The organism is Streptomyces sp. NPDC048639 (genome assembly GCF_043199075.1).
GTDB lineage: Bacteria > Actinomycetota > Actinomycetes > Streptomycetales > Streptomycetaceae > Streptomyces.
On sequence record NZ_JBICVP010000006.1, the window covers coordinates 1 to 17,100 of the forward strand.

Sequence of the window (17,100 nt, forward strand, 5' to 3'; positions counted from 1 at the left end):
CCGCGGGGCGCGCCGGGCGCCCCCCCCCCCCCCCCCCCCCCCCCCCCCCAGCCCCCCCCCCCCCCCCCCGCCCCCGCGGCGCGCCCGCGGGGGCCCCCCCCCCCCCCCCGGCGCCGTTCTCAGGCGGGGTCAGGCGCGCCAGTCCCGCGTTCTGAGCCGCATGCCGGACGTGCCGGACTCGGGCGTACGGACCGCGAGGACCTGGTTGACGCCGATCCGGTTGCGCTCGAAGGAGAGCGCGGAGGCGGCCATGTAGAGCTTCCAGACGCGGGCCCGGCCCGGCGAGGTGAGGCGCACGGCGTCGGTCCAGTGCGTCTCGAGGTTCTCCACCCACCCCCGCAGCGTCAGCGCGTAGTGCTCGCGCAGGGATTCCACGTCGCGCACCTCGAAGCCGGCCTCCTCCAGCAGCGAGACGGTCCGGCCGACCGGGGCCAGCTCCCCGTCCGGGAAGACGTACCGGTCGATGAACGCGTCGACGTGGTAGCTCTCCTCGTTCGCCATCGGGCGCCGCCCGATCTGGTGGTTGAGCAGCCGCCCGCCGGGCTTCAGCAGGGCGTGCAGGCTCATCGCGTACTCCAGGTACCGGGCGGAGCCGACGTGCTCGGCCATGCCGATCGAGGAGATCGCGTCGTAGGGGCCGTCGTTCACGGTGCGGTAGTCCTGGACGCGGATCTCGACCCGGTCGGTCAGGCCCTCTTCGGCGATGCGCTTGCGGGCGTACGTGGCCTGCTCCGCGGAGAGAGTGATGCCGGTGGCCCGCACGCCGTACTCGCGCGCGGCGTGCAGCACCATCGAGCCCCAGCCGCAGCCGACGTCGAGCAGACGGTCGTCCTGCCCGAGGCCGAGCTTGCGGCAGACCAGGTCGAGCTTGGCGCTCTGGGCCTCCTCAAGGGTCGAGCCCTCCTCCCAGTAGGCGCAGGAGTAGACCATGGACGGGCCGAGCACGCGCTCGTAGAAGTCGTTGCCGACGTCGTAGTGGTGGCTGATGGCGGCCTTGTCGCGGCGCTGGCTGTGCAGCATGCCGCGGCGGCGGCGCATTTCCTCGCGCGGCGGGACGGGCGGGAGGCCCGGCCCGGCGAGGGAGATCAGATCGGCTGCCGCGGCGCGCAGGGCGGGGTCGCGGAGGGCGGCGGCTGCGGCGAGGGCTCCACGGGCCTTGCCACCGGCCGGACTTCGCTCCCAGAACAGTCCGGCGAGCCGGTCCAGCGTCTCGTACAGGTCCCCGTCGATCGCGATCTCACCGGCGACCCAAGCCCTGACGAGCCCGAGTTCGCCCGGCTGCCACAGGAGGCGGCGCAGGGCGCGGCGATGGCGTACGACAAGTGTGGGGGCACCGGGCGGGCCCGCCTCTGTGCCGTCCCAGGTGCGGATGCGGACGGGGAGCGGGGCGCCCAGGAGTTCCTCGGCAAGAGCGGTGAGCCGCGGCGCGGCATCGGCCATGTCGTACACCTCCATGCGGCGGGACCGAGGGGACTTCACCTTCGCCTACGTCAACCGAACAGACACCCTTCGCAGTCCTGTTGTCACGTAAGCGAACGGTAAAAAACCCGCCGATATCCATATGCCGTCGGGTACCGGGCGCCGCGCCGGAACGCCGAAAACACCCGAAAGGGCGCCCGCACCACGGATGGCGGGCGCCCTGTCAGGCGTGCAGTGCGGACGGCGGCCGGTGCCGGCCGCCGTCTCGGATCAGCCGGCCTTGGCCTTCTCCGAACCGGCCTTGGCCTGCTCGGATCCTGCGGGCGGCACCGTGCTCGCGGCGACGGGGCGGGCGGCCTCGTAGAACTCCTCGCGGGGGTTCTCCATCGCGCCGAGCGAGACGACCTCGCGCTTGAGGAACATGGCCAGCGCCCAGTCGGCGAAGACCCGGATCTTCCGGTTCCAGGTCGGCACGGCCAGGCCGTGGTAGCCACGGTGCATGTACCAGGCGAGGCGGCCGCGGAGCTTGATCTTCACCTTGCCGATGACGATCATCGCGACGCCCTTGTGGAGGCCGAGCCCGGCGACCGCGCCCTTGTTGGCGTGCTTGTAGTCCTGCTGCGGGAAGCCCCGCATGCCGGAGATCACGTTGTCGCCGAGGATCCTGGCCTGGCGCAGCGCGTGCTGGGCGTTCGGGGGGCACCACTTGCCCTCGCCGGCGGCGAGGTCGGGCACCTGGGCGTTGTCGCCCGCGGCCCAGATGTAGTCCGTGCCCTTGACCTGCAGGGTGGGCGCGGTGTCCACGTGACCGCGCGGCCCCAGCGGCAGACCGAAGCGGGAGAGCGCCGGGTTGGGCTTGACGCCCGCGGTCCACACGATGGTGTTGGAGTCGACCTCGAGCCCGTTGGCCAGCACCACGTGGCCGTCGATGCAGGAGTTCATGGAGGTGTTGAGGTAGACCTCGACACCGCGCTTCTGGAGGTGCTCCAGGCCCCAGCGGCCGAGCTCGGGCCCGACCTCGGGGAGGATCTTGTCGGCGGCGTCGACAAGAACGAAGCGCATGTCCTCGCGCTTCACGTTCGTGTAGTACTTCGCCGCGTCCCGCGCCATGTCCTCGACCTCGCCGATGGTCTCCGCACCGGCGAAGCCGCCGCCCACGAAGACGAACGTCAGGGCCTTGCGGCGGACGTTCTCATCGGTCGTCGAGTCGGCCTTGTCGAGCTGCTCGAGGACGTGGTTGCGCAGGCCGATGGCCTCCTCCACACCCTTCATACCGATGCCCTGCTCGGCGAGGCCGGGGATCGGGAAGGTGCGGGAGACGGCGCCGAGCGCGACGATCAGGTAGTCGAACGGCAGCTCGTAGGCCTCACCGACGATCGGAGCGATCGTCGCGACCTTGCGGTCCTGATCGATCGTGGTGACGCGGCCGGTGAGGACCTCCGCCTTGGGGAGCACACGCCGCAGCGGGACGACGACGTGACGAGGGGAGATGCTGCCGGCGGCAGCTTCAGGGAGGAAGGGCTGGTACGTCATGTACGACCGCGGGTCGACGACCGTGACGGTCGCCTCGCCGTACCGCATCTTCTTCATGATGCGGCGCGCTGCGTACAGGCCTACGTACCCACCGCCTACAACGAGGATCCTGGGGCGCTCCGTGGTGCTCATGTTTCGAGTATCCAGCACCCCAATGGGGGGTGCTCGTGAGCCCCTTCACAAGCACCCTTGCACCTTCTGCTACACTGCCCCGCCGCGGTGACCGAGACCATGACGCCGACAGGGAACTCCTTGCCGGGCAAGGCCGTTGAGGGCGCCCCTGAACTGGCCTTGTGCACAGTCGTGCGACTCCGGCCGGGCCCCGGACACCGGGCCGCAACGCCACGGAAACAGCATGCCTGAGCGGGATCACGCTCGGGTGGGCCGCTTATCCGGCGCTTACGCCGCCCGCCCGGGTCCCACGAGGCACTTTTTCATGTGAAGAGTTTCACGAACTTTCTTCGGGGAGGGTCCGCCCCTGGGCGCCACGGGCCGCTTTCCGGGCCCGAACGCCCCCGATACAAGCCCTTCTCCCCGCTCCACCACGGGCCCTGCCGCTGCCGCAGTCGGCCGCTGAGCATGGTCGGATGTATCGCCCTATCGTGAAAAGCACTGAACTATCAGGATCCATGAGCACGTTCAGAGGCGGTCCGCATGGGCGACAACGACGCCAGGAACACCGAGGAAGAGGACGAGTTCGCCCCCGACGAGCTCTTCGACGAGGACGACGAGGACGACGGCGAGGACACCGACGGGCAGATCTCCGGGCCGTCCGCCGATCCGGACGTCCTCCTCGACGTCCCGGTGGTCAAGGTCGACGAGATCACGCTGGACGTCGAGGATCTCCGCGCACGGGTGTCGCTCCAGGCAGATGTGCTCGACCTGCTCAAGCTCAGCGTGGGAGCGGATGTGTCGCTGGGCGGCCTGCATCTGGACATCAAGGGCGTCGAGGCCCAGGCCCTGCTCAAGGTCCGGCTTCAGAACGTCGCGGCGATCGTCGGCCGGGTACTGACGACGATCGACCGCAATCCGCAGATCCTGGAGCAGCTCGCCTCCAGCCTCGGAGCCGGGCTGGAGGAAGTGGGAAGCGGCGCGGGCCGGGCCGTGGGCGAGCTGGGAAGCGGGGCGGGGAAGGCCCTCGAGGACGTCGGCGACCACGCCGGAGAGGCGGTCGAGAGCCTCGGCAAGAGCACCGGGAAGACCGTCGAGGACGTCGGGGAAAGCGCCGGAAAGACCGTCGAGGACGTCGGCGGAAGCGCCGGAAAGACCGTTGAAGACGTCGGCGGAAGCGCCGGAAAGACCGTTGAAGACGTCGGCGGAAGCGCCGGGAAGGCGGTCGAGGATGTCGGGGAGACGGTCGAGGACGTCGGGGAGACTGCCGAGGAGGTCGGCGAGAGTGCCGGGAGGACCGCCGAAGGCGTCGGGAAGAGCGCGGGCAGGACGGCGGAGGGCGCGGCCGGCGAGGCCCGCGAAGGAGTCAGGCGCAAGAGTGCCCGCCGCAACACCGAGCGCGACGGCAAGAAGACCCGCCGGCCGGTGCGCCGACGGGAGGGGGAGCGCAGATCCGACGACCGGCCGCCCTGAAACGCGGAGTCCGCCGCCCCCGCCACCGGTCCGCCGGAGATCGAGATCGACGCCGTCGTGGCCGCGGCCCGGCTGCGCTTCCGCGCCGCGCCGCGCACGGACGTCCGCTTCTCCGGCTCCTCCGGCCGGCCGGGGATCTCCCGCGCCCGCCGCAGCAACCTCCCCGCGCCCGTGAGAACCGCGGAGATCTACCGGGACGTGCGCGTCGCGTATGTCCTGGCCCATCGGCTCGGCGCCACCGATGACGACGGAGAGGGCGCATAGCGCCGGACACGCGACCGTCGCCCCCGCTCCGCCCCGCGATCGTGCCTCAGGCCAGGCTCCATGCGATGCCGTGGAGGACGGCTCACGAACCCGACTTTTACGAGCCGACGTGATGCTGGCCCGCGAGGCGGAAGCAGTTCTGGCCGACGGCGAACCCACCACTTCCATGGCCGAGCTGCTGGCGGATCTGTTCAGCGAGCACAGTGAAGGCGCTGCGTGAAGTACGCGTTCCGGTTCACCACGGCAGCACAGCGGCAGGTCCGGGCCATCAGCCGACTCGAAGCCATGCGCATCCTGACCGCACTGACAGCGCTGGGCGACGATCCGTACGCGAGGACGCCGACGTCAAGAAGCTCACCGGCCCCTCGGGGCTCTACCGGCTCCGAGTCGGCAACTACCGGGTCGCGTATCAGATCAACGACGGTGAACTCGTCATCCTCGTCGTCAAGGTGGGCGACCGGCGGAACGTCTCCCGCCACCTGTAACGGCCCCCGCCTCCTACCGCGCGTCGAGTGCCGTGTGGAACGCGATGCCGTCCAGGATGTCGTGCTCGCTGACGACGACCTCCCGCGCTCCGGTCCGTTCCATGATCGAGAGCAGTACGAGGGCCCCGGCGGCGATCACGTCCACCCGTCCTGGGTGCATGACGGGGATCGCGGCCCGCTCCTCGTGCGTCGAGGACAGGAGGTTCCCGGTGATCTCCCGGACCCGGTCCACGGAGACCCGCGCGTGGTGGATCGCCTCCGAGTCGTAGGCCGGCAGCCCGAGGGCGATGCCCGCGACCGTGGTGACGGATCCGGCCAGCCCCACGAGCGTGCGGGCCTCGGACAGCGGCACGGTCTCCTCGGCGAGGTCCAGGGCCGCCTCGATGTCCGCCCTGACGGCGTCGATCCGGCCGGACTCAGGAGGGTCGGTCACCTGCCCGTCCCGTACGAGGTGACGCTCCGTCATGCGGACACAGCCGATGTCGACGGAGCGTGCCGCCCGTACGGAGACGTCGCCGACGACGAACTCCGTCGAGCCGCCGCCGATGTCGACGACCAAATACGGCTTCTCGACATGGTCCCGGCCCGTCAGCTCCTTGGTCGCGCCGGTGAAGGAGAACTGTGCCTCCTGGTCCCCGCTGATCACCTCGGGCTCCACGCCCAGGATGTCCACCACGCCGCGCACGAACTCCTCGCGGTTCTCGGCGTCGCGCGAGGCGGACGTTGCGACGAACCGCGTGCGGTGGGCGCCGAGTTCGCCGATCACCTCCGCGTACTCGCGGCAGGCGGCGAAGGTGCGCTCGAGGGCCTCGGGAGCGAGCCGCCCCGTGCGGTCCACGCCCTGGCCGAGGCGGACGATCGTCATCCGCCGGTCCAGCTCCTTCAACTCACCGGTTTCCGGGGCGACATCGGCGACCAGCAGGCGGATGGAGTTCGTACCGCAGTCGATCGCGGCGACCCGTGTCATACGCCGTCCTCCTTCTGCTCCTGCGCCGACGCGTTGTGCTCCCGCGCGTCCGACGGGCAGGAGACGCAACGCCCCTTGCGCCACCACTCCGGCAGCATCGCGAGGGCCTCGTCCCCGAGCGGATTGACGCCCGGGCCCGCGGCCAGGGAGTGGCCGACCAGGACGTGCAGGCACTTCACCCGGTCCGGCATGCCGCCCGCGCTGGGGAAGCCCTCCAGCACCCCGATGGCGTCGCGGCGCCGGATGTAGTCCTCGTGCGCGGCGCGGTACGCGGCGGCCAGCTCCGGGTCCTCCGCGAGGCGGGCGCTCATGTCCTTCATGACGCCCTCCGCCTCCAGGGTGCCGATGGCGGAGGCGGCGCGCGGGCAGGTCAGGTAGTAGAGCGTCGGGAAGGGGGTGCCGTCCTCCAGGCGCGGCGCGGTCTCCACCACGTCGGGCAGCCCGCACGGGCAGCGGTGCGCGATGGCGCGCAACCCGCGCGGCACACGGCCCAGTTGCTCGCCGATCGCCTCGATGTCGGCGTCGGTGGGCGGGGTGGGATCGGTCTGGGGAGGGGGCGTGTCCATGCCTGCGCAGATCTCTTCGGTCGAATGGGGAAGTCGGGTACGGACGGGGGGACTTGACAGGGCGGTCAGCCGCGGGCGTCGACGCGGTCGACACCCTCCCAGAGGTTGCTGTACCAGGCCCGGTCGGCCATGCCCCGGCCCTGCGGCCGGCTGCCGTCGTACGAACCGCCGCCGACCACGGTGTAGCCGGTCTCGCCCGGCCTGAGGAAGTGCAGATGCTCACGGGCCTGCCGCTCGACGAACGCCGGGTCCTGCCAGCGCGCCTTCTCGTCGCGCAGCGTCTCCACGGCACGGCGCGCCTGCTCGGCATCGCGCTGCTGCTCGGCGATCTCCGAACGCTGGGAGACCCACTGCCGCATCGGGTACGCCAGGGCGACGACGAGTGAGCAGACGACCAGCGCGAGCAGTGCGGCCCGGCCGGTGAGCCGGCTGCGCCGGGGCGCCTTGCGGGCCTGGGCCCGGTAGACCCGGGCGGCGGCCTGCTCGCCGAGCGCCTTGAGTCTGGTCGCGGTGGAGAACCGCTCCCGGTCCGCGCCCACGTCGCCTCCCTGCTGTCGGATACGTCCGTCCCCGGCCACGGTACGGGACCGCGGCCGGGGACGGACGAAGGCCGGAGCGATGGGCCCGAGGGCTCGTGCCGCCCGTGGGCCCGGCGCTCGTGGGTGGTCAGCCCTTGAAGCGCGGGAAGGCGCTGCGGCCGGCGTACACCGCGGCGTCGTCGAGGATCTCCTCGATGCGCAGGAGCTGGTTGTACTTGGCGACGCGCTCGGAACGGGCCGGGGCGCCGGTCTTGATCTGGCCGCAGTTGGTGGCGACGGCCAGGTCGGCGATGGTGACGTCCTCGGTCTCGCCGGAGCGGTGGGACATCATGCACTTGAAGCCGTTGCGCTGGGCGAGCTCGACGGCGTCGAGGGTCTCGGTCAGCGAACCGATCTGGTTGACCTTGACCAGCAGCGCGTTGGCGGTGTTGTTCTCGATGCCGCGGGCCAGGCGCTCCGGGTTGGTGACGAACAGGTCGTCGCCGACGAGCTGGACCTTGTCACCGAGCTGCTCGGTGATGGTCTTCCAGCCCTCCCAGTCCTCCTCGTTCAGCGGGTCCTCGATGGAGACCAGCGGGTACGCATCGACCAGCTCGGCGTAGTAGGAGGTCATCTCGGCGGCGGTACGGGTCTTGCCCTCGAACGCGTAGACGCCGTCCTTGTAGAACTCGGTGGCGGCGACGTCCAGGGCGAGCGCGATGTCCTGGCCCGGCTGGTAGCCGGCCTTCTTGATGGCCTCGACGATCAGGTCCAGGGCCTCGCGGTTGGAGTCCAGGTTGGGGGCGAAACCGCCCTCGTCGCCGAGGCCGGTGGACAGGCCCCGCTCCTTCAGCACGGACTTCAGGGTGTGGTAGACCTCGGTGCCCCAGCGCAGGGCATCGGAGAAGGACTCGGCGCCGATGGGCGCGATCATGAACTCCTGGATGTCCACGTTGGAGTCGGCGTGCGAGCCGCCGTTGAGGATGTTCATCATCGGGACCGGCAGCAGGTGCGCGTTCGGTCCGCCGAGGTAGCGGAAGAGCGGAAGGTCGGAGGCCTCGGCGGCGGCGTGCGCGACGGCGAGGGAGACGCCGAGGATCGCGTTGGCGCCGAGCGAGGACTTGTCAGGGGTGGCGTCCAGGTCGAACATCGCCTGGTCGATCAGCCGCTGCTCGGTCGCGTCGTAGCCGACCAGCTCCGGGCCGATCTGCTCGATGACGGCGAGGACGGCCTTCTCCACGCCCTTGCCGCCGTAGCGGCTCTTGTCCCCGTCACGGAGCTCGAGGGCCTCGAACGCTCCGGTGGAGGCACCGGAGGGGACGGCGGCACGACCCGTGCTGCCGTCGTCGAGGCCGACCTCGACCTCGACCGTGGGGTTGCCTCGCGAGTCGAGGATCTCGCGGGCTACGACGACGTCGATCGACGGCACGAGCATCTCCTTCTGGGATCTGACGCTGGGACGCAGGACTCGGTGAGTCCCTCTCTGCGGCATGAGCCTAACCGTCCTCGGATCCTCGGCCGTCCTCTGCCCGCCCGCCGAGACGAAAAGGCCCCCAAAGGCCCGTAAAGGTGACCTTTGAGGGCCTTGAATCCGCCGGCCGGCCGGGACCGGTCGGCCCACTGGCCGGCCGGGGGCCGGGTCAGCTCAGGTGGAGACGCTGGCCGGGGAAGATCAGGTCGGCGCGGTCGACGATCTCCTTGTTGAGCTCGTAGAGCTTCTTCCAGCCACCCTCGACGCCCTTGGCGTCGGCGATCGTGCCGAGGGTGTCACCGGGCTTGACCTCGTACTCGCCGTCACCCTTCTTGACCGGCGCTCCGGACGCGTCCTTCGGCGCGGACGGCCCGGCCTCGCCCCGGCGGTCGCTGCGGGCGGCGCGGTCGCTGCGGTCGGCGCGCGCCTCGGCGCCGCCGGCGGAGGTACGGGCGGTGTCCACGTCCGCGTCCGGGCCGCCGGCGGTCAGGCCGCCCGCGCCGGCGCAGGACCAGGCACCCGGCCCCTGCTTGTCGAGCAGCTTCTCCGCGGTGGCGATCTGCTGCTCCTTGGTGGCCAGGTCGGCACGGGACGCGTACTGGGTGCCGCCCGCGGCGGACCAGCTCGACTGCGAGAACTGCAGCCCGCCGTAGTAGCCGTTGCCGGTATTGATGTGCCAGTCGCCGCCGGACTCGCACTGGGCGACCTTCTCCCAGGTTCCGACGGAGGCGGCGCTCGCCGAAGTGGCGCCCATGAGCGGTACGGCGACCGCGGAGCCGGCGACACCGGCGAGTACTGCGATACGAGCCATGGTGGATGGGCGGCGATGCGCGCCGCGCGAGCCCTTGTTGCCGGAAAGCAGCATGGAACATCCCCTCACCGACGCCTGCGAGGTGAGCTGTCGGGTTCGGGCTGTGAGCGGCCCGGCCCGGTGCTCTCGCACCGGTCTTCACCCCTAGCCGTCCGGTCCGCTGTCGCGGCCCTTCCGGCACTTACCTTGGGTCCCCCGCTCCTGCCTACGGCGCTTGCGCGTCGACTGTCCTCCGGCCACCGGCAGGATTAGGCGTGATGGTCGGCGGCGCCCACCGTGCGGCGAGCGGCTTCGACGGTAAGCACACAAGTCCCACCGGTTCAAAAACCGACATCCGGCACCAGGAGCCCCTACTTTTCCTTCTGTTGTCCTTATCTACGCAGGTGGGGACAGGTGCGGGCACACCAGGCGGGCGCAGCACGCCCGTTGGGCCGATGAGATGCTTCTCTCAGTCGCTCCCCAGCGCTGCCCGCACCCGCGAACTAGCGCGCGGACGATTCGAGGTCGAGCGTCTGACCAGGGAGAATGAGGTTCGGGTCGCCGCCGACCACGGACTCGTTGGCCTCGTACAGCGCGGGCCAACCGCCCGCGAGCGAGTGCTTTTCGGCAATTCCCGACAGACTGTCACCCGGTCGGACGGTGTAGTCGCCTTCCTGCTCCGCACGGTCGGAGCCGCTGCCGCGGGAGGCGTGACGGCCGTTCTCGTGGTCCTTGCCCTCGTCCGCCGTGCGGTCCGAGTCGCCCGCACCGCTCCCGGACCCCTCGTCCGCGGGCGCGCCGCGGTGCTTGCCGGCGCCGGATCCGCCGGACGGAGCGGCCGATTCCGAGCCGCCCGGCTCCTGGTCGCCGTAGTCCTCCGAGGGAGCGCCGGATTCGCCGCGGTCCTCGGTGTCGTCGTCGTACGGGGACGATTCCGAGGGGCTGGGCTCGCCGGAGTCCCGGTCGGGAACGGCGGATTCACCGGGGAGCAGGGTTTCGATGGGCCGCGACAGGTCGACGCCGGGATCCACGTCGGGGGCCTCGCCGTCATCGGTGAGGCCGGCGTCCAGCGCGCAGTTCGGCCACGCCTGGGGCCCCTTGGCGTCGAGAATCTTCTCGGCGACGGATATCTGCTGGGAGCGGCTGGCGAGATCGGCCCGGGGCGCGTAGTCGCGACCGCCGTACTCCTCCCAGGTGTTCTGGGTCAGCTGCACTCCGCCGTAGTAGCCGTTGCCCGTGTCCGCGCTCCACAGACCGCCGCTCTCGCACTGCGCGACCCGGTCCCAGGTGTCGGTGTCCGCGGCCTGAGCGCCACCGGCCGCGAGCAGCGGCAGCGCGATCGCCGAACCTGTCACGCCAGCCGTGACGAAGATGGCCGGTGCTTGACGAGGGCGGCGGTGCCGACCGGTCCCGGAACGCATGTGGTGCCTTTCGAGCGAGCGGTGGTGCGAAGCTGCCGCAGAAGGTAGCGAGGTCGGCGTGCTGTCACAAGACGATGTAGTGGAGATCACGCGAAGATCACATAGTTGAAACCCGCTCAAATTTTAGAGGGGGTGAACTCGACCGGAAGCGTGCGCAATCCACGCATGATGAGCCCTCCGCGCCAGCGCAAATCGTCAGGTTCCGCCGCGAGTCGTACGTCGGGAAGGCGCCGGAAAAGTGTGGCGAGAGCGGTCTGTGCCTCCAGCCGGGCGAGCGGAGCGCCCAAACAGTAGTGAATTCCGTGGCCGTACCCGAGGTGCTGGTTGTCGCCGCGGGCGAGGTCGAGCGTGCCGGGATCGGCGAAGCGCGCCGGATCGCGGTCGGCGGCGGCGAGAACCACGAGGACGGGATCGCCGGTGGCGATGGACTGCCCGCCGATGGTGACCGGCTCGACGGCGAACCGCCAGGTGGCGAGCTCCACCGGCCCGTCGTAGCGCAGCAGTTCCTCGACCCCGCTCGCCAGCAGCGTCTCGTCGCCCTCCGCGAGGGCCCGGTGGAGCCGCTCCCGCTGGCCGGGGTTGCGCAGCAGCGCGTACGTGCCGTTGCCGATCAGGTTGACCGTCGTCTCGAACCCGGCGAAGAGCAGGATGAACGCCATCGCCGCGGCCTCGCTCTCGGTGAGGTGCTCGCCGTGATCGCTCGCGCGGATCAGGCCCGAGATGAGGTCGTCGCCGAGGTCGGCGCGCTTGCGATGGATCAACTCGGCGAGATAGCGGCGCATCTTCTTCACCGAACGGGCGACGCCGCCGCGCGGTCCGCCGCCGTGCCGGATCATCATCCCGGCCCAGTCGCGGAAGTCGTCCTGGTCCTCCGCCGGTACGCCGAGCATGTCGCAGATCGCGTAGATGGGCAGCGGGAAGGCGAATTCATGGATGAGGTCGACCTCGCCCCGTTCCGCGAACGCGTCGATGAGACGGTCCGTCAACTCACTGACGCGCGGCGCGAATTCGGCGACGCGGCGCGGGGTGAACGCCTTCGAGACGAGCCGGCGCAGGCGGGTGTGGTCGGGCGGGTCGATGTTGAGCAGATGGGTCATCAACTCGGCGCTGCGCTCACCGGGAATGCCGACCTTCCCCTTGGCGTGCGCCGACCGGCCCGCGGGCGACTCGGCGGACGAACGCTCGTGATGGCGTGCGGGGTTCTTCGACAGCCGCGGATCGGCCAGGGCCTGCTTGGCATCCGCGTACCGGGTGACGAGCCATGCGTCGACCCCGCTGGGCAGCCGGGTCCAGTGCACCGGGGAGTGCTCGCGCAGCCACGCGTAGGCCGGATACGGGTCGGCGGCGAACTCCCAGGTGAAGAGCGCGGGCGGGGTGGTCGGGGCGGGGTTCTCCTCGTGCACGCCTCGACCGTATCCCGGCGCTCGGCCGGGCGGTCCGCGGCGTCCTGCGATCCCATTCGGCCTAACGGCCCGTGACTTGCCGTGTCCGGTCGCGTTGTCGCGGATGCCAACGCCGCCAAGGAGGCGGATTGGTTCCTTTCTGCAGAGGAGAGAAAGAACATGTCACGGATGATCAGGACGCTTGCCGTCACAGCCGCCGCGGGCGCCGTGGTCGCCGGTGCCGCCGGCACCGCCGCTGCCGACTCCGAGGCCACGGGTGCGGCTGTCCGCTCCCCGGGCGCCATCTCCGGCAACGTGCTCCAGGCCCCGATCCACATCCCGGTCAACCTGTGCGGGAACAGCGTCGACGGCGGTGGCCTGCTCAACGCCGCGTTCGGCAACACCTGCATCAACGCCTCGGGCGAAGAGCACAAGGTCGAGAAGAAGAAGCACGACCACAAGAAGCACGACCACAAGAAGCACTCCAAGAAGAAGCACCACTGAGCGAAGTCTCCGCGCAGGTGGTGAGCTCAGGCTTGGCCCTCCCTCCCCGCCCCATCACCCCTGCGCCGGAAACCGGTGGCCTCCCGCGACGACGCGGGAGGCCACCGGCCTTTCCGGACGGACCACAGGCCGGTGGCCTTCCGCACGTGCGGAAGGCCACCGGCCTGTTTCGCGGGGCTGCGTCGTCCGGGCGGCTACGCCGTGACGGCACGCCGGGCTTCGGCGTGCTCCAGCCAGCCCGAGGTGATGAGGTACTGGCCGAGGAGGTAACCGGCCATGACGAGGACCTCGTGGGTCTGCCGTGAGGGCAGCTCGTAACCCGCGGCCTGAAGGCCGATCAGCAGGTCCGATGCGAGAAAGGAACCGGCACCCGCGGCGACCTTGCCGCCGACGCCGAGGGCGGCGGCGCCCATCACCGTCAGCGCGAGGCTGTACCCGGCGACGGGAAGGCGGAGCCGCTCCTCCAGGGACGGGGCCAGCAGCGCGTTGATCGCGGCCCAGCCGCCCAGGCAGGCGAGAGCCGGCCAGGGCTTCCTGACGATGCCGCGGAGCGCGCCGAGCCGGGTGTAGCCGGCGGTGTAGCTGACCTGTGTGCCCAGGAAGGCCGCCATGCCGAGGAGAAACGCGGACTCGTGCTTGTCGAAGAGCAGCGCGGTGTCGCCCGCGGCGGCGAAGGCGAGCCCGGCGACCAGCGCTTTGGGAACGGGCTCGGACGCGTCGTTGCGGCTGCGCAGTACGTGCCCCGCGAGCACGGGCATCAGCAACGGCTTCGCGGCCCGGCGCAGTCCGCGCGGGTTGCCGGCCACGGCGGCCACGTCGGCGGCGGCCAGGGCCCCGAACGCGGCGAGCGCGCCGCGCCCGTGCCCGTCCGGTCGTGCCAACCGCGACACGGCCGCGCCCGCCGCCTCGAGCACGCGCTTCCTGCGGTATCCGCTGCGCTGTCCGGTGATCACCATGCCCGGCAGTCTTCCGAGGCCGGTGACGCCCCGTCAACGCCCCGGCCCTGTGACCTCCCGCTCGCCCGCGGCCCCCGGCGGAGCACCGCACCCGGCGGCGGGGGGTTCGCGGTGGCGTCAGCCCGTGCCGTGCCCACTGCCGCCGCGGTCCCACTTGCGCCCCTCCGGCTCGCCTTCGTCGGCGGCCGACTCCGAGGGGGTGTTGTCGAACTCGTACGGCATGTGGCGCACACCGTTTTGCGGCACGTCGTGCGGCCTGCGGCGCTCCTGGAAGTCCGTCCGCGGGCGTGCCACGTCCTGGTGGCCCGGCCCGTGGTTCTCGGGCGAGGAGCCCGACTCGTGCTCCTCGTGCGTGCCCCAGGCGCCGCCCCGCGGCTGCGGGTCCTTGGACGGCTCCGGCTCGCGGGAACGCACCCGCAGACCGAGGATCACCGCTCCGACCAGCAGGATCACCACGAAGATCCCGACGACCAGAGGAGCGATCCCGACCAGGTAGTCCCGACGCGCGGCGAATTCCATGGTCAGCTCGAACATGGCTCACGAGTACCCGGGCCGGGGGAAGTCAGTCGGTCCCTTCGGCCGTACGGATGGCGTCGCGGTAGGCCCGGGCGGCGGCGCGCAGAGCGGACTCGGGATCCGTGCCCTCCGCCTCGGCCCGTGCCGCCAGCGCCAGGAGCTGCTCGCCGACGTCTCCCCCGCCCGGGGACGCGGGCAGATCGACCGCCAGGCCCGCAGTCCGTACCCGGGCGGCGAGCTTGGAGGCGAGCGCGAGCGCGGGCTGGCCCAGCGGAATGCCGTCCGTGACGGACTCGCGCTGCTTCTCGACGGCCTTGGTGCGCATCCAGTGCGCCTTGACGTCCTCCGAGGTCTCGGCCGTCTCGGTCCCGAAGACATGCGGGTGCCGGTGGATGAGCTTCTCGACGATCGTGCCCGCCACGTCGTCGATCGAGAACGGCTCGTCCGGGTCCTCCTCGGCGATACGGGCGTGGAAGACGACCTGCAGCAGCACGTCGCCCAGCTCCTCCCGCAGCTCGTGCCGGTCGCCTGCCTCGATGGCCTCGACGAGCTCGTACGCCTCCTCGATCCCGTACTTGGCCAGGCCTTCATGGGTCTGTGTGCTGCTCCACGGGCAGGCGGCGCGGATGGTGTCCATGACCTGGACGAGGTCCAGCAGACGGGCGCCGGGCAGGTCGTACGAGGCCGGCAGCAGTTCGAGGTCCGGCATCCGCTCACGGCCCGAACCGGCCATCCTGGCCAGGCCGTCGGTGAGGTCCGGATCGCCCTCGCCGGAGGGGATGACGACCGTGGTGCGTCCGCCCCGGCAGTACTCGACCAGATCGCGCGCCGAGGGGACCACATGCTCGATGTCCAGCCCCGCCTCGTGCAGATACGGGAGCTGCGGATGGTCCGGATCCGGGCACACGATGCGGTCGGCGCCGCGCAGGGCCTGCCATGCGGGCCAGGAGAGCAGGCCCGGGGCGACCCGGTGGCTGGTGGTGAGGAGGACGATGCGGCCGGCGGACTCGGCGGGTTCGTCGGCGCTGTTCACGGGTGGGCTCACGTTCACGGGTCGAACGTAACCCACCCGTCAGGCCCCCTGGAGCGACCTGATGTCGTCGATGTGGTCCTCGACCCAGCTCCGCACATGACCGAGCGGTTCGGCGACGCTGCGCCCCAGATCGGTCAGGCCGTACTCGACGTGCAGGGGGACGGCCGGGTAGATGGTGCGGTCGACGAAGCCGTGGTCCTCCAGGCGGCGCAGGGTGCGCGTCAGCACCTTGGGGCTGATGCCCTGCAGCCGCCGCTGGAGTGCCCCGAACCGCTGCGGTCCGTCCTCCATCGCGCCGATGGCCAGCGCCGCCCACTTGTTGGCGAGCAGTTCGAGCACGAAGCGGCAGGGGCACTGGTCGGCGTAGACGTCGTGGACCTCGTGCCGGCCCGTGGTGCAGTCGGTGGTCATGGCGGCTGCGCGCCTCCGTTCCGAATCCGTCGTCCTGAATCCTTCAGGACCGCTTTCCAAAAGATAGTAGACGCCCTTGCGGGTAACTACACCCATGCGGATACGTTCCTCGGCGTAACGGCCGGGCACTCGCCCACGGCCGTCGACCACCCCTTTCAGGAGATGCGTGATGAGCAACGCCCAGACGTCCCCGGCCATGCGCGCGGTCGTCCAGGACACCCTCGGCGGACCCGAGGTCCTGCGCGTGACCGAGGTGCCGCGGCCGGAGCCGCTGCCGACCGAAGTGCTGGTGCGCGTCCACGCCGCCGGGGTGAACCCGGTCGACTGGAAGACCCGGGAGGGCGGGGGGATGGCCGGAGTGCTGGGCGAGCCCCCGTACATCCTGGGCTGGGACGTCTCCGGTGTCGTGGAGCGCGTGGGCTTCGGTGTGCACACGCTGAAGGAGGGCGACGAGGTCTACGGGATGCCCTGGTTCCCGCGCCAGGCCGGGGCGTACGCGGAGTATGTGACCGCCCCCTCGCGGCAGTTCGCCCGCAAGCCCGCCTCCCTCGGCCACCCCGAGGCCGCCGCGGTGCCGCTGGCGGCGCTCACGGCCTGGCAGGCGCTCACCGACACCGCAGGGGTGGAGAAGGGGCAGCGCGTCCTGATCCACGCGGCGGCGGGCGGCGTCGGCCACTTCGCCGTCCAGTTCGCCAAGCACCTGGGCGCCCATGTCATCGGCACGGCCCGCGAGGCCAAGCACGACTGGCTGCGCACGCTCGGCGCCGACGAACTGATCGACTACACGGCGGTCCGCTTCGAGGACGAGGTGCGCGACGTCGACGTGGTCCTCGACCTGATCGGCGAGGGCCAGGACCGTACGAGCACCCGCTCGCTGGAGACGCTCCGGCCGGGCGGCCTCATCGTGGCCGTCCCCTCGGGCGTCTCGCCCGAGCTGGAGGAGGCGGCACGGGCGCGCGGCGTACGGGCGAGCGCCTACCTCGTGGAGCCCGACGGCCCGGCGCTTGCCCGGATCGGTGAGCTGATCGACGCCGGTGAGGTCAGCGTGGAGGTCGAGGACGTCCTGCCGCTGGAGCGGGCCGCCGAGGCCCACCGGCGCGGCGAGGAGGGCCGTACGCGGGGCAAGCTCGTGCTCGACGTCACCTCCTGATCACACGCCTCCGGGCCGGGGGGGGGGGGGGCCCGGGGGCCCCCCCCCCCCCCCGGGGGGGGGGGGGGGGGGGCGCCCCGGGGGGGGGGGGGGGGGGGGGGGGGGGGGGGGGGGGGCCGGCCGGGGCGGG

Annotated in this window: 17 protein-coding genes, 1 pseudogene and 1 riboswitch; of the genes and pseudogenes, 5 read left to right on the forward strand and 13 right to left on the reverse strand. The window is 71.4% G+C overall.

What is annotated here, in order from left to right; translation table 11 throughout:
• Positions 1-129 precede the first annotated feature (129 nt).
• Complete coding sequence (locus tag ACGFNH_RS17340) at positions 130-1,440, reverse strand: class I SAM-dependent methyltransferase (protein ID WP_393654518.1); 1,311 nt, start codon at positions 1,438-1,440, stop codon at positions 130-132.
• Between the two features lie 249 nt (positions 1,441-1,689).
• Positions 1,690-3,084, reverse strand: coding sequence for an NAD(P)/FAD-dependent oxidoreductase (locus tag ACGFNH_RS17345; protein ID WP_393654520.1), 1,395 nt, complete (start codon positions 3,082-3,084; stop codon positions 1,690-1,692).
• Positions 3,085-3,606: 522 nt separating this feature from the next.
• Between ACGFNH_RS17345 and ACGFNH_RS17350 the strand changes: the two genes are divergently transcribed.
• The 3 genes and pseudogenes from ACGFNH_RS17350 to ACGFNH_RS17360 all read left to right on the forward strand — a co-directional run bounded on the left by ACGFNH_RS17350 (position 3,607) and on the right by ACGFNH_RS17360 (position 5,285).
• Positions 3,607-4,536, forward strand: a complete 930-nt coding sequence (locus ACGFNH_RS17350; RefSeq protein WP_393654522.1) for a hypothetical protein — start codon at positions 3,607-3,609, stop codon at positions 4,534-4,536.
• A 57-nt stretch (positions 4,537-4,593) separates the two neighbouring features.
• Positions 4,594-4,800: a hypothetical protein gene (locus ACGFNH_RS17355; protein WP_393654524.1), complete on the forward strand. Its 207-nt coding sequence runs from the start codon at positions 4,594-4,596 to the stop codon at positions 4,798-4,800.
• 216 nt (positions 4,801-5,016) lie between these two features.
• Positions 5,017-5,285 (forward strand): annotated as a pseudogene (locus ACGFNH_RS17360) (type II toxin-antitoxin system RelE/ParE family toxin).
• A gap of 13 nt (positions 5,286-5,298) precedes the next feature.
• Here the strand turns inward: ACGFNH_RS17360 and ACGFNH_RS17365 are convergent.
• The 7 genes from ACGFNH_RS17365 to ACGFNH_RS17395 form a co-directional block, all read right to left on the reverse strand.
• Positions 5,299-6,252, reverse strand: a complete 954-nt coding sequence (locus ACGFNH_RS17365) for an exopolyphosphatase (RefSeq protein ID WP_393654526.1) — start codon at positions 6,250-6,252, stop codon at positions 5,299-5,301.
• Positions 6,249-6,818 carry a DUF501 domain-containing protein gene (locus ACGFNH_RS17370; protein ID WP_393654528.1) on the reverse strand — a complete coding sequence of 190 codons (570 nt, stop codon included), beginning with the start codon at positions 6,816-6,818 and terminating at the stop codon, positions 6,249-6,251. Before ACGFNH_RS17370 ends, ACGFNH_RS17365 begins: the two co-directional genes overlap by 4 nt.
• Positions 6,819-6,883: 65 nt before the next feature.
• Entirely contained in the window at positions 6,884-7,357 is a 474-nt protein-coding gene (locus ACGFNH_RS17375; RefSeq protein WP_393654530.1) for a septum formation initiator family protein, read from the reverse strand.
• Positions 7,358-7,484: 127 nt separating this feature from the next.
• On the reverse strand, positions 7,485-8,765 hold the full coding sequence (gene eno, locus ACGFNH_RS17380; RefSeq protein ID WP_393654532.1) for a phosphopyruvate hydratase: 1,281 nt from the start codon (positions 8,763-8,765) through the stop codon (positions 7,485-7,487).
• A 211-nt stretch (positions 8,766-8,976) separates the two neighbouring features.
• Positions 8,977-9,672: a transglycosylase family protein gene (locus ACGFNH_RS17385; protein WP_393654533.1), complete on the reverse strand. Its 696-nt coding sequence runs from the start codon at positions 9,670-9,672 to the stop codon at positions 8,977-8,979.
• 3 nt (positions 9,673-9,675) lie between these two features.
• Positions 9,676-9,841: riboswitch (cyclic di-AMP (ydaO/yuaA leader) on the reverse strand.
• A gap of 259 nt (positions 9,842-10,100) precedes the next feature.
• Positions 10,101-10,952, reverse strand: a complete 852-nt coding sequence (locus tag ACGFNH_RS17390; RefSeq protein WP_393654535.1) for a transglycosylase family protein — start codon at positions 10,950-10,952, stop codon at positions 10,101-10,103.
• Between the two features lie 182 nt (positions 10,953-11,134).
• Positions 11,135-12,421, reverse strand: coding sequence for a cytochrome P450 (locus ACGFNH_RS17395; RefSeq protein ID WP_393654537.1), 1,287 nt, complete (start codon positions 12,419-12,421; stop codon positions 11,135-11,137).
• 159 nt (positions 12,422-12,580) lie between these two features.
• On the opposite strand from ACGFNH_RS17395, the gene ACGFNH_RS17400 reads away from it, so the two are divergent.
• The gene (locus ACGFNH_RS17400) at positions 12,581-12,904 is read left to right on the forward strand and encodes a chaplin (RefSeq protein WP_393654539.1); all 324 of its coding nucleotides are present in this window, start codon (positions 12,581-12,583) and stop codon (positions 12,902-12,904) included.
• Between the two features lie 194 nt (positions 12,905-13,098).
• Here ACGFNH_RS17400 and ACGFNH_RS17405 read toward each other — a convergent pair whose 3' ends face one another.
• The 4 genes from ACGFNH_RS17405 to ACGFNH_RS17420 form a co-directional block, all read right to left on the reverse strand.
• Positions 13,099-13,860 (reverse strand): lysoplasmalogenase, encoded by a 762-nt coding sequence (locus ACGFNH_RS17405; RefSeq protein ID WP_393654541.1) that lies wholly within the window; start codon positions 13,858-13,860, stop codon positions 13,099-13,101.
• 117 nt (positions 13,861-13,977) lie between these two features.
• Positions 13,978-14,394, reverse strand: coding sequence for a DUF6479 family protein (locus tag ACGFNH_RS17410; RefSeq protein ID WP_393654543.1), 417 nt, complete (start codon positions 14,392-14,394; stop codon positions 13,978-13,980).
• A gap of 28 nt (positions 14,395-14,422) precedes the next feature.
• On the reverse strand, positions 14,423-15,427 hold the full coding sequence (locus ACGFNH_RS17415) for a nucleoside triphosphate pyrophosphohydrolase (protein ID WP_393654545.1): 1,005 nt from the start codon (positions 15,425-15,427) through the stop codon (positions 14,423-14,425).
• 21 nt (positions 15,428-15,448) lie between these two features.
• Positions 15,449-15,820 carry a winged helix-turn-helix transcriptional regulator gene (locus ACGFNH_RS17420; protein ID WP_393654547.1) on the reverse strand — a complete coding sequence of 124 codons (372 nt, stop codon included), beginning with the start codon at positions 15,818-15,820 and terminating at the stop codon, positions 15,449-15,451.
• Positions 15,821-15,989: 169 nt separating this feature from the next.
• On the opposite strand from ACGFNH_RS17420, the gene ACGFNH_RS17425 reads away from it, so the two are divergent.
• Complete coding sequence (locus ACGFNH_RS17425; protein ID WP_393654549.1) at positions 15,990-16,970, forward strand: NADP-dependent oxidoreductase; 981 nt, start codon at positions 15,990-15,992, stop codon at positions 16,968-16,970.
• Positions 16,971-17,100 lie beyond the last annotated feature (130 nt).